Source organism: Trinickia symbiotica, from assembly GCF_003028655.1.
GTDB classification, from domain to species: domain Bacteria; phylum Pseudomonadota; class Gammaproteobacteria; order Burkholderiales; family Burkholderiaceae; genus Trinickia; species Trinickia symbiotica_A.
The window spans coordinates 209,733-224,829 of the sequence record NZ_PYUC01000007.1 but is presented as its reverse complement, the minus strand read 5'-3'; the positions used below and the strand labels follow the sequence as shown (position 1 = coordinate 224,829).

Here is a 15,097-nt window from a genome sequence, read left to right as displayed (position 1 = left end):
AAGTGTTTTCATGGATGACGACGCACTCGTCTTCAACGGGCTCCGCCCACGATTGCAGAAGATCGCTTATCGAATGCTCGCGTCTGTCGCCGAGGCCGAAGACATCGTGCAGGACGTCTGGCTGCGCTGGCATGCAGCGGACCGGGAAGCGATCGACAACGCGGAGGCATGGCTGGTTTCGGTCACCACACGGATATCCATCGACCGCCTGCGCGCCGCCAAAGTCCAACGCGAGCACTATACGGGTATCTGGCTGCCCGAGCCCGAGATGACGGGCTCGCCCACTACCCCGGAAGAGGCCAAAGAACGTGCCGACGACGTCTCGGTGGCTTTCCTGTTGCTGCTCGAGCGGCTGACGCCCGAGGCGCGCGCCGCCTTCCTGCTGCGCGAGGTCTTCGACGCCGACTACGCGGAAGTGGCGCATGCCATCGGCAAAAGCGAAGCGGCGTGCCGTCAACTGGTCAGCCGTGCAAAAGCACAATTGCGCGACGAACGGCCACGCTACACGATTGCTCGCGATACACATCGGCGCCTCTTGCAGGCATTCGTGCAGGCACTAGAGCGCGGCGACTTCCCCTCGATCAACGCGTTTCTATCCGAAGACGCCATTTTGCTCGGCGATGGCGGCGGCAAAGTTCAGAGCTTCCCGAAACCCTTGGTGGGCGGCCGACGCATCGCGCAACTTTTCTACGCGTCGTCGTTGCGCTTCGGCAGTCAATTGCGCCACGAGCTGGTACTGCTCAACGGTCAGTGGGCGCTCCTGCGCTTTATCGAAGGCCAACTCGAATCGGCACAGTCGTTCGAAACCGACGGGGCTCGCATCGTTGCCGTACAAATTCAGCGCAACCCCGATAAGCTCGCACGCATCGCGGCCGCGCACGGCAATGGTTGACCGAAAATTTTCACGTATCGCGTCACAGACGATCGTGCCAATACGTCTAGGAAGCAGGCACTTTACGACTCCGCTTCCATGTCAGACTACTCATCGCGCCTCCCGAGCGGCATCGACGATCCGCTGGCAAGCAGCTTTGCGACCAGTTACGCCGGCGTCATATCATTCCTGGCCGTTGCCAACGAAGGGAGCTTTGCACGCGCGGGTGACCGCCTCGGCATCGGTCGCTCGTCCGTTAGCCGCAACGTGCAGAAACTCGAGGCGCAGCTCGATGCGCGCCTGTTCGTGCGTACGACGCGCAGCACCTCATTGACGCGCGAGGGCGAGCTTTTCTATGAAAACTGCCAGCCGGGCCTGGCTCGCATCGCACAAGCCCTGGAAGACATGCGGGAGCTGCGCAATGGGCCGCCCCGGGGCCATCTGCGCATCGCCTCGACGCAAGGCTTTGGCCGTAAAATCGTCGCGCCGCTTTTGCGGGGCTTTCACGCGCGATATCCCGAGATCTCTCTGGAACTATTGCTGAACGACCGGCCCGCGGACTTCGCCGCCGATCGCGTCGACGCGTCGTTTCGCGACGGACGCATCGAAGACAGCGGCATCGTTGCACGCCGGCTCATTCCGATGCAGACGATCGTTTGCGCGTCGCCCGCCTATGCGCACCTCCACGGATTGCCGCGCCACATCGGCGAGTTGGACGGGCATCGGTGCATCAACCTGTTGACGGCGTCCGGCCGCGTCAAAGAGTGGGAATTCAAAGTCGATGGTCTCGCACAGCGGCGCCAGCCCATTGCGAGCCATACATTCAACGATCCCGATCTGGTTGTGCAGGCGGTGCTCGACGGACTGGGACTTGCCCAGTTGCCCGCCTATCAGGTGCGCGATCTTCTGCGTGACGGACGCCTCGTCAGCTGCCTGATGCAACATGCACCCGACGATGGCGGTCACTACCTCTGCTATCTGAGTCGCAAGCTGCTTCCCGCCCGCATCCGCGTGTTCATCGACTATATGACCGAGCATACGAGAGCGCTCGACCTTCAGTGTCCTACCGAAATGACTAAGTTGCAGTCGATTGAGCAGGCGCCGGCTGCCTGATATTCCGGCAATTGGGGACTCGATCGACCGAAAAGCGACGACGAGATGTCGCTCGCGCCGAGCCGGAAATCGCGCAGCCAGCTGTGAGCGGCCGCCTTTACAGCGCAATAGTCTCCCGCGCCGGATCCTCGGTCGTCTCACCCAGCATCGATCGGAGATCACGCTCGATCAAGGCGCACATCGTCGAAATCGGCACATCGTTTGCCCCACCCTCGAACGGATTTTCGGTGCTTTCCCCGACCTGCTCGAGCGATGTGTACATCCACGAGACCGCGACGCTGCACGGCACGGCGAGCCAGATCATATTTCCATGCATGAAACCGCTCACACCGTCATTCAACCGATCGAACTCGTGCAGCAACCCGAACGGGAAAAGCAAACAGAAAAATCGCACGAACAGCGCACTGACGGTCGCGTATTGGCGCGGATAAGGGAAATTCTTCAGGCGCTCCGCTTTCGCCTGAAGCGCAATGAAATCGCCAAGTGCTCGTTGAAGCTCCAGATAGAACGCTGAATTCAGATGCCCGGTAGCATGGAGTTCCGAGAGGAATGCACCCTGGGTGCTCAATAGGATCGTCGCCGCTGAAGCGCAACCCAACACCCGTTCAGTCTCCCGTGCAGACAGGTAGTTCGGCAGAATTTCACCAAGACCCTTCTCCCATTCCGGTACCCGGTAGTGACGGCTGTACTCAGCATTGAACCGCCTGCTCATGCTTTCCCAAACGCGCGGGCGGCGCAACTCGTAACGCAGTGCAGTGAGCCAGGCGAGATGTCGATAGATCAGATCGCGGCGGGTGTCTTCTTCGCGGAGAAAATCGCGCGCCAGTTGCCCCCATCTACGGCTCGCGCCAAGTATGCCGGTCCAGACGTCTTGCGCCTCCATTGCCCGATTGTATGTCTGCGCGTTCTTGAAGCCGACGATAAACGATGTGGCGGTGCCGAGCAGTACGACGATCGTCAACGGCACGGATAGCCAGGTCATCGCGCAGAACTTGAACAGGATGACGGGTATCGAGCCGCAAATGACGAGCGCGTAGATTTGCCGCCGCGTCCAGACCAGGAACTCGGACAACCTATAGGATTTGCCAAGGTGCATGTCGATTCCCGCCACCGATTCGCCGATCAGTCCGCCGGCCGGTGATACGTCGCGACGTAGTGCGCTTGCGCGATGACCTTTCCATGCATCTGATAAGCGACGAGCGCCGGACTCGATGCCGCCTTCACATCGATACTCGGGACAGCGAGCGCCGATGCAGTGACGACGTATCGATGCGACTCGCCTTCGGGCGGGCAAGGTCCGCCGTACCTGGAATCGCCGAAGTCCGTCAACGTTTCGACGGCGCCCGCAGGCAACAGCTTCGGGTTGCCCGAGGCGCCCTTCTCGATCGACGTATCCGACGCGGGAATGTTGGCGACTTCCCAATGCGTCCAGCCGAGTCCACCCGTCGGCGCATCCGGGTCGTAGATCGTGACGACAATGCTTTTCGCCCCGCGAGGAACATGGGACCATGAGATGCGGGGCGATACGTTGGCGCCGTGACATCCAAATCCGCCGTAGACCTGTTCGTTCATGAACTGTCCGCGATCCAGGTCGTCGACCTGCACGGAAAAGCGCTCGGCAAGAGCGATCGCGGGCACGATCGCCAAAAGTGCTGCAGAGCAGAGAGCTGCTCGCAAAACGACGTTGAGGCCCATAGTGAGCTCCGTTGCGACTTACCCAAGATGTTGAGATCGATGGATGCGCCTGATCGACGTTGGGAGGATCGCCTTGCGCGACCATCGTCGGAACGGATTGTAGGTATGGACGTCGAACGCCGGTATCACCGCGAAGGGGTTCACCGTGTTGTCGCGAAAACAACAATCGGCTTGCGTCTCTGGAGTTCGTTCAACGTTGCGAGACGCGGATCAAAGCTAGGCCGATCCGATGACGGATCGGCCCAGCCACGACTCGCCGCGCCTCAGAACGTATGGCGCAGCCCGACTGTCACGGCCACCTGCGTGCCGGTCGACGAGGGCGACAGCGTGTTGATCATCGCGTGAGCCAGCACCGAGTTGGCTGGTGCGCCGTGAACGTGCTGATAGACCCCTTCGAGGTAGACATCGGTGCGCTTGCTCAGCGAGTAATCGGTTTGAAGCATCGCGGTGTTCCAGTCAGGCGATGAACCGTTGTAGGCCCCAGCCGTAAAAGTGTAGGCGCCCGACACGGACAATGCCGGCGTCAGCGCGTATTTTGCGTTCACTTCGTAGTTGTCCATTCGCAATGTGCCCGCCAGGGTACCCACGCCGGCACCTCCACTCACGAGGTAACCGCTGCCGAATGAGAAGACGTCGACCGCCTGATCGATTTGGGTATGGCTCCAGACGAGGCCGACCGTCGCGGGTCCGAACGTGTAATTGCCGCCGACGCCCCAGATCCGCTGGCGTGCTGCGACGAAGTTCGTGCTCCCGTCGGAAAGTGAGATCGCGCCGTTCGCATTCGTACCGAGCGCACCGCCGCCCGCATTGTTGAACTGCAAGTACCCGGCCGCCACGTTGACCGGACCCTGCGCGTACGAAAGGGCGAAGCCATAAGCGCGGTTGTTGGCGAAAGCGCCCGCCTTGTTGCTGAACGAGTACATCGCTTCACCGGTCACGCCAAAAAGCGTCGGGCTCGCGTATTTGACGGTGTTGTTGACGACGACCGAGTCCGCGGCAAGATTGTCGTTCTCGAACGGATGCGCGGCGATGCTGCCACCCCACGTATTGGCTTCCGCGGACAACGGTCCGAGCAGATCGTTGACGACATCGAACTGGCGGCCCAGCGTGAGCGTCCCGTACTTGTCGTTCTCCAGTCCGACCCAGGCCTGCGAACCGAAGCCGTCACCGGGGAACGCCTGAGTGCCGTTGTTGAGATTGAAGCCCTGCTCGAGCTTGAACACCGCGTGGTTGCCGCCGCCGAGGTCCTCCGATCCTTTGAGCCCGAACACCGTGTTCTGCGTCGAGCTGCTGTTTTCCTGCCAATTTCGGTGCCCTTGGCCGTTTGCACCGACCTGATTGTTCGTATAGACGAGCCCCGTATCGATGAGCCCGTAGAGGGTAACGCTGCTTTGCGCCTGCGCGGCAGTCGCGAGCACCCCGGAAATTGCTGCAGCCAGCAACGACTTTTTCATAGGCGTACGCTCCATAGATATGTCTAGCAAACGAAAGGGAGTTACTGCGCGTTAGTGAGCGAGGGATCGATGTACGAGCTGACGTCTTGCGCTTGCTTATAGACGCTGTTGCGCACATTGAATTTGTCCGCGTTCATGCTCGAGCCGTAGAGCGAATCCAGGCCGTCGCCCTTTGCGTAAACCTTCTTCGCGGATGCGAGATCGAGCAGATGCGTGCCCTTCAGCAACGGAAGGTATTGCTCGGGCGTCAACCCAACGCGCGCGGCCATGATCTTGACTGCATCGGGCTGTGTTTTCGGATCGTTGATATAGGCGACGCAGCGGTACCAGACCTTGATCACCTTGTCCCAGTCCGCCTTGCGTGTCGCAAGGCTCGTCGGGTTGATCGCAATGACATCATAGATAAGGCCGGGTGCATCGGCCGACGTGTAGATCGGCCGCGAGCCCGGGACTCGTTTCAACGCCTGCCCCGCGTTCGGCTGCCATGCCGCGACGGCGGCAATATCGCCGGACGATGCCAGCACCTGAGGCAGTTCGTTCGTCTTTGCATTGACGAGCGTGACATCGGACTCCTTGAGCTTGTGCTTCTCGAGCGCGCTGTCGAGCAGCAGATGGTCGACCAGACCGACCTCGACGCCGATCTTCCTGCCCTTCAACGCATCGATCGACTTGATGCCGGGCTTCGCGACGATTACGTCATTGCCGCTCGAATAGTCGGTGACGAGCGCCATGATGTTCTTCGCGCCGCTTGCCGCCGTGACGAGTGCATCGCCATTGGTCGCGCCGACGGCGTCGAGCTTGCCGGCCGCGAACGCATCGAGTGAAGCCGAGTAATCGAACCATTCGAAGTCGACGTTCACGCCCGCCTCTTTGAACCATCCCTTGTCGATGCCGACCTGGAAGGCCACCCAACCGGGCCAGTCGCTATAGCCGATGCGCAGCGGCGCCTGGGCATAGGCGGGAAAACCGAAAGTCGCGATCGTAAGCGTAGCGGCGAGGCGCATCAGCGCACGGCGCAGCGACGGTGTGAGACGGGACAGGACGCGTTGGATTGTTGCCATCGTGGGCTCCAGTAGGCCGGTGAGTTGACGATTGATGCGGCGTGCGCCGCAATGGCCGGTTCGGAGCGGGTAGGAACGCCAGAAGCCAGCCGGAGAGAGGCACGATAGCGGCCGCTATCGCCAATCTCCCGGGCTTTTGTCCCGCCGTGTAGTGCGGCACGCGAATCGGCAAACGCCAAAACGCATCGACACACCGGCTGCTCTCGGACCAGACGTTCTCGCGAACCGGAACCCTAGCATCCCTAAAGATGCGACACTGCCGCACCTCTCGCGGCGCCGATCTGCGAGAACCATGCCAAGTCGAGGCTCTCCTTCTTTGCATGCGTCAAAACCGCTTCTTATCCAAGGCGCCGAATCGATCGAGAACGGCCATCTTCGATTGGGCGGGAAAGCAACTGCGTGTTTGGGCATCATGGACCGAAGGCGCAATCGAGCATGTCTCGCGACTGCAGCGCTTTCATGCCGTCCAGCATCCGATGCCCCGAAACAGGGCCGTCATACATGTTGGTGGTGCATGGCGTTCCGCCTTTCTGTGCGTGCGCCGTTCATCGTTTGCGCGAACATCCTGCGCTCGAAGCGGTGATCGGCGCTCCGGTCCTGCTCACACATCGCTCGTTCACAGATTCACTCGTGCTGAGCGCACATTGGCACGCTCCTCGCTTCTATGGCCCGCGAGAGGTGCGAAGCAATTTGCATCATCTTCAGGATCGCTAGGGTTCCGGTCGCTCTGCAAGCGCACGCGACGTCTGGTCCGAGAGCAATCCGGTCTTGCCGCTCCCCTTCTCTTCGAAGGCATCGGCGAGGCTCCACGGAGGGATAAAAGCCCGGGAGGTCGCGATGTTTTCAGTCGCCCCTCTCATGCTGATTTCCACCGATAACAGGAGCCTCCATGTCGTCGAATCCACATGTCGATCTTCCGCCGATCCCGCAGCCGTTGTGGGAAGCGGTCATTCCGACGGGCACCCACTGGTCAGGGATCATGCGGCGCGGCCTCGCCTTGCGCATCGTCGATCTCGAGGGCGGGGCCAACCTCTCGGCGGTGTTCTACCGGCAGGAAGACCCGCTCGAGCGCTACAACATGGCCGATACGCTGAAGGCCCAGCACACCGCGCATTTAACGCGCGGGTTCGTCCTCTATTCGGATATGGGACGCGTGATGGCATCGGTGACAGCCGACACGCTCGGCTGGCACGACCCGCTGGGAGGCGTTGGGGACGCCGCGCTCTTCGAGGCCAAATACGGCGTCGCGCGTTACCAGGAGCATCGAAACGCGATGATGCGCAACGGCCGCGACAGTCTTCTCGTAGAAATCGCGAAGCATGGCCTCGGCAGTCGAGACCTCGTCGCGAACGTGAACTTCTTCAGCAAGCTGGCGGTGTCGGACGATGGTTCGCTCGAATTCGTCTCGGGTCACTCGCGAGCGAGTGACGCATTCGACTTGCGCTTCGAGATGAATACGCTCGTGGCGTTTTCAGCGGCGCCGCATCCACTGGACCCGGCGGTCCGCTACCAGCCGAAGTCCGTCAAGCTCATCGCGTATCGCGCTTATGCCGCCGATGCCAGTGTCCCTTCGGACGACCCGTGCCGCTCCTCGTGCGCCGAGAACGAACGCGGCTTCATCAATACCGAGCGCTTGTTCGCCTGAGGGGGGATGCCAAGATGCCCATCGTCGAAAGCCGGCTCGATCCGCGCTATGCCGCGTATGACTTCACACTTCCGGCCGGTGAGCCCTGGCAGCACGAAGTGAAGCGCGGGCAGGTGTTCCGCATCCTCGATCTCGAAGGCAACCAAGCCGTCGATACGCTCTTTTATAGCAGCGCCGATCCGCGCGAGCGATACAGCGCGCAAGATACGATTCGCGCTCAGCGCAAGCTGTATCTGACGGCGGGCAGCCGGCTGATGTCGAACCTCGGCAATCCCATGCTGACGATCATTGCGGATACGTGCGGTCGACACGATACGCTCGGCGGCGCATGTGCGGCCGAAAGCAACACAGTCCGCTACGCGCTCGAGAAGCGTCACATGCACAACTGCCGCGACAATTTCCTGCAGGCCATCACGCACTGCGTCTGCGGCGCGGGACCTGGCCTCACGAAGCGCGACATCGTCAGCAACATCAACTTCTTCATGAACGTGCCCGTGACGCCGCTCGGCAAGCTGACGTTCGAAGACGGTATTTCCGCGCCGGGAAAGTATGTGGAGATGCGCGCGGAGATGGATGTGATCGTCCTCATTTCGAACTGCCCGCAACTCAACAATCCCTGCAACGGCTACAACCCGACGCCCGTGCGCCTGTCCATCTGGGAGGCGCAGTGACATTCCGCAAGGTATTGATCGCCAACCGCGGCGAAATTGCCTGCCGCGTCATTCGCACGCTGAAGCGGCTCGGCATCGCTTCCGTGGCCGTCTATTCCGATGCCGACCGGCATGCCATGCATGTCAGCCTTGCCGACGAAGCAGTGCATATCGGACGGTCCCCGGCGGCAGACAGCTATTTGAACATCGCGGCGATCATCGCCGCGGCGGATTCGACGGGTGCGGATGCCGTGCATCCGGGCTACGGGTTTCTTTCCGAGAATGCCGCTTTCGCGCAGGCCTGCGAAGACGCGGGAATCCGGTTCATCGGCCCGCGGCCGGACCAGTTGCGTTCGTTCGGGCTCAAGCACACGGCGCGCGAGATCGCGCGCGTGCAAAGCGTGCCGTTGCTGCCGGGCACCGGCTTGCTCGCCGATACGGCACACGCGCTCGCCGAGGCGGACGTGATCGGCTATCCGGTCATGCTGAAGAGCACCGCGGGTGGCGGGGGCATCGGGATGTCCGTTTGCCGAAATCCCGATGACCTCGCGTCTGCGTTCGCCTCGGTATCGAGGCTCGGCGGCACGAACTTCGCGCATAGCGGCGTCTACCTCGAAAAGTTCGTCGAGAACGCGCGGCATATCGAAGTGCAGATATTCGGCGACGGGAGCGGCAAAGTCATCGCGCTCGGCGAGCGCGACTGCTCACTTCAGCGGCGCAATCAGAAAGTCGTCGAGGAGACGCCCGCTCCGAATATCACCGAGGCGGAGCGCCGGGCATTGATCGACAGCGCAGTGCGACTCGCGGCGGCCGTCCAATATGAATCGGCTGGCACGGTCGAGTTCGTCTTCGACGACGACACGCGGCATTTCTATTTTCTCGAAGTCAACACCCGGCTGCAGGTAGAGCACTGCGTCACCGAGGAAGTGACGGGCATCGACCTCGTCGAATGGATGATTCGGCAGGCGGAGGGTCAGCTACCGCCGCTCGCGACGCTCGCGCCCGTTCCGCGCGGCGCGAGCATCCAGGTCCGGCTCTACGCCGAGGATCCCAACAAACAGTTTCAGCCCTGCGCCGGCACGCTCACACACGTGCGTTTTCCCGAAACCGCGCGCACCGAGACGTGGGTCGACGCGGGCACCGAGGTCAGCGCGTACTACGATCCGCTCGTGGCCAAGCTCATCGTGAAGGGCGATACACGTGCCGCGGCGCTCAATGCGTTGCGCGACGCCCTCGCTCGGACCGAGCTCTATGGCATCGAAACGAACCTCGACTATCTTCGCGCGATCGTGGGCTCCGAGCGCTTCGCCCGCGGCAAGCAGACGACGGCGTATCTGTCGCGCTTCGCATTCTTCCCCCATACGATCGACGTGCTGAGCGGCGGCGTCCAGACGACCGTTCAGCAACTGCCGGGCCGAACCGGGTACTGGAGCGTCGGTGTGCCGCCTTCCGGCCCCATGGACGATCTTTCGTTCAGCAAGGCCAACGAACTGCTCGGTAATGCCATCGATGCGGCCGGGCTCGAGCTGACGATGGTAGGCGCGACGTTGCGCTTCAACAGCGCAACGCTGTTCGTATTGGGCGGCGCGCGCATGCGAGCGACGCTCGACGGCGAACCCGTTCCTTACTGGCAGGTAGTGCGGGCGGCTCCGGGCGCTGTCCTCGAGCTCGGCGGCATAGCGGGGCCCGGCATGCGAGCCTGCCTGGCCGTGAAAGGCGGGTTGCAGGTACCCGATTATCTCGGCAGCAAGGCGACTTTTACGCTGGGTCAGTTCGGCGGCCATGCCGGGCGAGCCTTGCGCCGAGGCGACGTGCTGCATCTTGCCGACGACGCCGGCGAAGGTCCGAAAGAAGGCGTCGCGCTTGGCGATGCCCATGTGCCGCCCTTGACGAACGATTGGTCGCTCGGCGTGCTCGACGGGCCGCATGGAGCACCCGATTTCTTCACGCGCGACGATATCGCCATGCTGTATGACACGCACTGGACGGTGCATTACAACTCGAGCCGAACCGGCGTGCGCCTCATCGGCCCGAAGCCTCGCTGGGCACGTGCGGATGGCGGCGAAGCCGGGCTGCATCCGTCGAACATCCACGACAATGCGTATGCGATCGGCGCGGTGGACTTCACGGGAGACATGCCCGTGATCCTGGGTCCCGATGGTCCGAGCCTCGGGGGCTTCGTGTGCCCGGTCACGGTCGTCGCGAGCGAACTCTGGAAGCTGGGACAGCTGCGGCCCGGCGATACGGTTCGATTCGTGCCGATCGCCCCGGAGGCGCCGGCACACGCGGTAGGTTCAGGGCACGAGTGCGTGTTGCTCGAAGATCGAGACGCCGGAGATGGCATGGGTGTCGTCTACCGTCAATCAGGCGACCGCAACGTGCTGATCGAATACGGTCCGCTCGTGCTCGATCTCAATCTGCGTTTCCGTGTACACGCACTCATGACCTGGCTGGAAGCGCATCGCCTGCCCGGCATCGTCGATCTGACACCTGGGATCCGCTCGCTGCAGATTCAGTTCGATCCGCGGCGCTTGGCGCGCGCAGCGTTGATCGAGCATCTGCAGCGTGCCGAACGCGCCTTGCCGCGCGTCGACGACATGCGCGTGCCGAACCGCGTCGTGCATCTGCCGCTCTCATGGGACGACCCTTCGACGCGCACGGCGATCGAGCGCTACATGCAATCCGTGCGGCCCGATGCCCCTTGGTGCCCGAGCAACATCGAATTCATTCGACGCATCAACGGCCTGCCCGATATCGAAAGCGTCAAGCGCATTGTCTTCGATGCGCGCTATCTCGTCATGGGGCTCGGCGATGTATATCTCGGTGCACCCGTCGCCACGCCCATCGATCCGCGGCATCGGCTCGTCACGACGAAGTACAACCCGGCGCGGACATGGACGCCCGAGAACGCCGTCGGCATCGGGGGCGCTTATCTGTGCGTCTATGGCATGGAGGGTCCCGGTGGGTACCAGTTCGTCGGGCGTACCGTCCAGATGTGGAACCGCTATCGCGCGACGCGCGAATTCGAGCCCGGCAAACCGTGGTTACTGCGATTCTTCGACGAGATTCGCTTCTACGAGGTGAGCGAGCCCGAACTGACCGAATTGCGCGCGGACTTCATCGCGGGCCGGGCGAGCTTGAAGATCGAGGAATCCGTCTTCGATTTGGGAGCTTACAACCGGTTCTTGCGCGAGGAGGCCGAGTCCATCGCAGCCTTCAAGGCATCGCAGCAGGCCGCCTTCGAAGCGGAGCGCGAACGCTGGCGCGCAGCCGGCACCGCCGAACATGTCGGCGAGCCGGAAAGCGATCGCGCGAGCGGCACGGGCGACGGTGCCGGACACGGCTGCGCCTCCCCACTGGATATGCTTGCCGATGACCAATCGGCGCTTGGCGCCGACGTGTCCGGCAGCGTCTGGAAAATCTGCGTAAGCGAGGGAGAACGCGTGGCGAAGGGCCAAGTCGTCGCGATTCTCGAGTCGATGAAGATGGAGGTTTCAGTGATGGCGGGCAACGACGGCATCGTCGAGACGATCGAGTGCGCTGAGGGCTCACCAATCGTGGCTGGACAGCGGCTCATGGTCTTGCGCGCCGACAGAGCGGCAACGGCGGAAACGGATGCGGTGCAAGGCTCGGAGGCTATATGCAAATAAAGGAAAAAACCGTGGCGATCGATGATGATCTCGGCATTACGGGCGGGAGCAACGGGATGCCGGCCGGCCCCATGACGATCGCCGCCCTCTTGAAGTGCTATCGCGAGGGCACGTTGACGCCGAGGCAACTCGTCGACGCGATCGCGGCGCGTACGGCGGGCAACGATCGACACCACGTCTGGATTCGCGCGCTGACGCTCGACGAGATGATGCGCTATGTCGATGCCCTCGGAGGTCACACACCGGATTCATTGCCGCTCTTCGGGATTCCGTTCGCGATCAAGGACAACATTGACCTCGCCGGCGTGCCCACGACGGCTGCCTGCCCCGCCTATGCCTACACGCCGGAGAAGAGCGCGGCGGTCGTCGAGCGCTTGATCGCGGCCGGAGCGATCCCGATCGGCAAAGCCAATCTCGACCAGTTCGCGACGGGGCTCTCAGGTCAGCGCTCTCCCTACGGAGCGTGCCGCAACGCGCTCGATCCGCGCTATGCGTCCGGCGGGTCCAGCTCCGGATCGGCTGTTGCCGTCGCGCTCGGCCTCGCGGCATTCTCGCTCGGCACCGATACGGCCGGGTCGGGACGTGTGCCGGCGGCCTTCAACGGCCTCGTCGGCTTGAAACCGACCAAGGGCATACTGAGCACGCTCGGCGTCGTGCCCGCTTGCAAGTCGCTCGATTGCGTATCGATCTTCGCGCATTCGGCGGACGACGCACAGCGGGTTTTCGATGTCGCTCGCGCCGCCGTGCCGGGCGATCCCTACGCGCGAGAATGGATGCCTCGCGCGGGCGGGCCATCGTCGCGCACGCGCGATGCAACGTTGAGCGGTATGCGCTTTGGCGTGCCACTACGGTCGCAGCTGGAATTCTTCGGGAACGAGTCGTACGCGCTGGCGTTCGACACTGCGCTCGATCAGCTGCGAGAAACCGGCGCCCGGCTGATCGAGATCGACTTCGCGCCCTTTCTCGAGACGGCTCGGCTACTTTACGAAGGACCGTTCGTCGCGGAGAGACTCGCTGCCATCAAACCGTTTTTTGACACGCAACCGGGCGCGCTGCATGCCGTCACGCGCGCGATCATCGGCGGCGCGCAACGATGGAGCGCAGCCGAGGCGTTCGCGGCCTTCGATCGCCTCGCAAGCCTGCGCATGTGCGCGGACGCCGTCTGGCAGAAAATCGACGCGATCGTCACACCGACTTCCCCGACGACTGCCACGATCGACGAGCTCGAAGCGGACCCGATCGGCGTCAATGCGCGCTTCGGCTACTACACGAACTTCGTCAACCTGCTCGACCTCGCGGCGGTCGCGGTACCCGCCGGCGTCTGTGAAGGCGGAGCGCATGCCGGCCTTCCCTTCGGCCTCTCGTTCGTGGGCCGCGCGCATGCCGATCACATGTTGCTCGATCTCGCGCGAGCCTGGCTCGCCGAGCCCACGCGCGAGCCCGAACGAACAGCCGTCGCGGCAGCGGGCACGCACGCCGCGCAAGAGACTTGTCAGCATGAATCGGCCTCCCGTCGCGTTGCACTTGCCGTAGTGGGCGCCCATCTGCGTGGACAGCCGCTCAACGGTCAACTGACGCAGCGCGAAGCCCGGTATCTGCGCACGACAAAGACAGCGCCGCTCTATCGGCTTTACGCGCTGCCTGCCGCGGCAAACGGCGGAATGGCCAAACCAGGGTTGGTACGGCTTCCACAAGGCCAGGACGGCGCCGCAATCGACGTGGAAGTCTGGGACCTGCCGCTTACCGCCTATGGAGACTTCATGACACTTGTCCCCTCGCCGCTTTCGATCGGGACCTTGACGCTCGCTGACGGGGCGCAGGTACAGGGCTTTCTCTGCGAGAGCGCCGGTTTGCAAGGTGCCGTGGACATCACCGCATTCGGCGGCTGGCGCGCGTATCTCGCGAGCGGCACCATGCCAAGCATCGACGAGAAAGCGCAATGACCACATCAGCCAACCGCCGTACCGAATGGCTCGCGGTGCGCCGCGAACTGTCGGCGCGCAATCGTTGGATACTCGGGATCGGATCGTTCGCACTGCCAATCATCGTCTGGTGCATCGTGAGCTATGTGCCGTTCGTCTGGCATCCACAGATCGTCATCACGAATCCCGGCAGCGTCGACTACTTTCAGGTGGGCTTGCGGGTCGACAAGGACACGTTCCGGCAGGAGCTCGCCGACGCGCGCGCGAAACACGCGCCGTTGCCCGCGGGCGTGCCAGCAAACCCTGTCTACCTGCCGGCTCCTCATGAGGTCTTAGCGGCTTTCTACACGGCGTTCGCGACGCCGCCCGCCTCGCGCGACGGGGTATGGCTGCATCAAAGCTTTTGGCACAGCATTCAGGTCATCTTCTGGGGCTTCGTCATTTCGTCGGCGATCGGCGTGCCGCTGGGCATCGTCTGCGGCACGTTCAGCTCGCTCGCGCGGTTGCAGGAGCCCTTCTTCGAGTTTTTTCGATACTTGCCGGCGCCCGCTTTCGGCGCACTCATGGTGGCCATACTCGGCATCTATGACGCCCCCAAGATCGCGATCATCGTCATAGGCACGTTCTTTCAGCAGGTGCTGATCATCGCCAACACGACCCGTAAGCTCGACTATGCGCTCTTCGAGGCGGCGATGACGCTCGGCACGAGCAAGGTCAGGCTGCTGACGCACGTCGCCGTGCCAGGCATTCTGCCGGACCTCTACCGCGACCAGCGCATCCTGCTCGGCTGGGCCTGGACCTATCTGATCGTGGCCGAGTTGGTCGGGACCACATCGGGCATCACCTGGTACATCACGCAGCAGGCGCGCTACGAGCATTTCGAGAACGTCTATGCGGCGATCATGATGATCGGCGTGATCGGGCTCGGCACCGACATCGTGCTCGCGCTCATTGGGCGCCGGCTTTTTCCGTGGGACCGCACGCTCAAGGCCTAGACCCCGCACCGCCGGCGTGCCGTTTGCGCGCGGTGCCCGCT

General features: G+C 62.7%; 11 protein-coding genes and 2 riboswitches. Of the genes, 7 read left to right on the top strand and 4 right to left on the bottom strand.

Translation table 11 applies throughout. The features are described 5' to 3' along the window. Nucleotides 1-10: 10 nt before the first annotated feature. Both C9I57_RS15755 and C9I57_RS15750 read left to right on the top strand, forming a co-directional pair. Complete coding sequence (locus C9I57_RS15755) at nt 11-892, top strand: RNA polymerase sigma-70 factor (RefSeq protein ID WP_107151591.1); 882 nt, start codon at nt 11-13, stop codon at nt 890-892. 78 nt (nt 893-970) lie between these two features. Beyond that, nucleotides 971-1,984, top strand: coding sequence for a LysR family transcriptional regulator (locus tag C9I57_RS15750; protein ID WP_107151590.1), 1,014 nt, complete (start codon nt 971-973; stop codon nt 1,982-1,984). A gap of 97 nt (nt 1,985-2,081) precedes the next feature. Here the strand turns inward: C9I57_RS15750 and C9I57_RS15745 are convergent, their stop codons facing one another. The 4 genes from C9I57_RS15745 to C9I57_RS15730 all read right to left on the bottom strand — a co-directional run bounded on the left by C9I57_RS15745 (nt 2,082) and on the right by C9I57_RS15730 (nt 6,194). Beyond that, nucleotides 2,082-3,080, bottom strand: a complete 999-nt coding sequence (locus C9I57_RS15745; RefSeq protein WP_107151589.1) for a bestrophin family protein — start codon at nt 3,078-3,080, stop codon at nt 2,082-2,084. 26 nt (nt 3,081-3,106) lie between these two features. Further along, a complete protein-coding gene (locus C9I57_RS15740) occupies nt 3,107-3,679 on the bottom strand; it encodes a YbhB/YbcL family Raf kinase inhibitor-like protein (protein ID WP_107151588.1) in 573 nt (190 codons plus the stop codon). A gap of 263 nt (nt 3,680-3,942) precedes the next feature. Beyond that, nucleotides 3,943-5,133: a porin gene (locus C9I57_RS15735; RefSeq protein WP_107151587.1), complete on the bottom strand. Its 1,191-nt coding sequence runs from the start codon at nt 5,131-5,133 to the stop codon at nt 3,943-3,945. Between the two features lie 41 nt (nt 5,134-5,174). After that, nucleotides 5,175-6,194 (bottom strand): ABC transporter substrate-binding protein, encoded by a 1,020-nt coding sequence (locus C9I57_RS15730; RefSeq protein ID WP_107151586.1) that lies wholly within the window; start codon nt 6,192-6,194, stop codon nt 5,175-5,177. Nucleotides 6,195-6,317: 123 nt separating this feature from the next. After that, a riboswitch (guanidine-I (ykkC/yxkD leader) is annotated at nt 6,318-6,442 on the bottom strand. Nucleotides 6,443-6,893: 451 nt separating this feature from the next. Beyond that, a riboswitch (guanidine-I (ykkC/yxkD leader) is annotated at nt 6,894-7,027 on the top strand. A gap of 56 nt (nt 7,028-7,083) precedes the next feature. On the opposite strand from C9I57_RS15730, the gene C9I57_RS15720 reads away from it, so the two are divergent. The 5 genes from C9I57_RS15720 to C9I57_RS15700 are packed head-to-tail and all read left to right on the top strand — an operon-like array spanning nt 7,084 to nt 15,056. Further along, nucleotides 7,084-7,839: an urea amidolyase associated protein UAAP1 gene (locus C9I57_RS15720; protein WP_107151584.1), complete on the top strand. Its 756-nt coding sequence runs from the start codon at nt 7,084-7,086 to the stop codon at nt 7,837-7,839. A 14-nt stretch (nt 7,840-7,853) separates the two neighbouring features. Further along, nucleotides 7,854-8,510, top strand: a complete 657-nt coding sequence (locus tag C9I57_RS15715; RefSeq protein ID WP_107151583.1) for an urea amidolyase associated protein UAAP2 — start codon at nt 7,854-7,856, stop codon at nt 8,508-8,510. Further along, nucleotides 8,507-12,139, top strand: a complete 3,633-nt coding sequence (locus C9I57_RS15710) for a 5-oxoprolinase/urea amidolyase family protein (RefSeq protein ID WP_107151582.1) — start codon at nt 8,507-8,509, stop codon at nt 12,137-12,139. Before C9I57_RS15715 ends, C9I57_RS15710 begins: the two co-directional genes overlap by 4 nt. 56 nt (nt 12,140-12,195) lie before the next feature. After that, entirely contained in the window at nt 12,196-14,082 is a 1,887-nt protein-coding gene (gene atzF, locus C9I57_RS15705; protein ID WP_107151730.1) for an allophanate hydrolase, read from the top strand. After that, the gene (locus tag C9I57_RS15700) at nt 14,079-15,056 is read left to right on the top strand and encodes an ABC transporter permease (RefSeq protein WP_107151581.1); all 978 of its coding nucleotides are present in this window, start codon (nt 14,079-14,081) and stop codon (nt 15,054-15,056) included. The genes atzF and C9I57_RS15700 overlap by 4 nt, the downstream gene beginning before the upstream one ends. Nucleotides 15,057-15,097 lie beyond the last annotated feature (41 nt).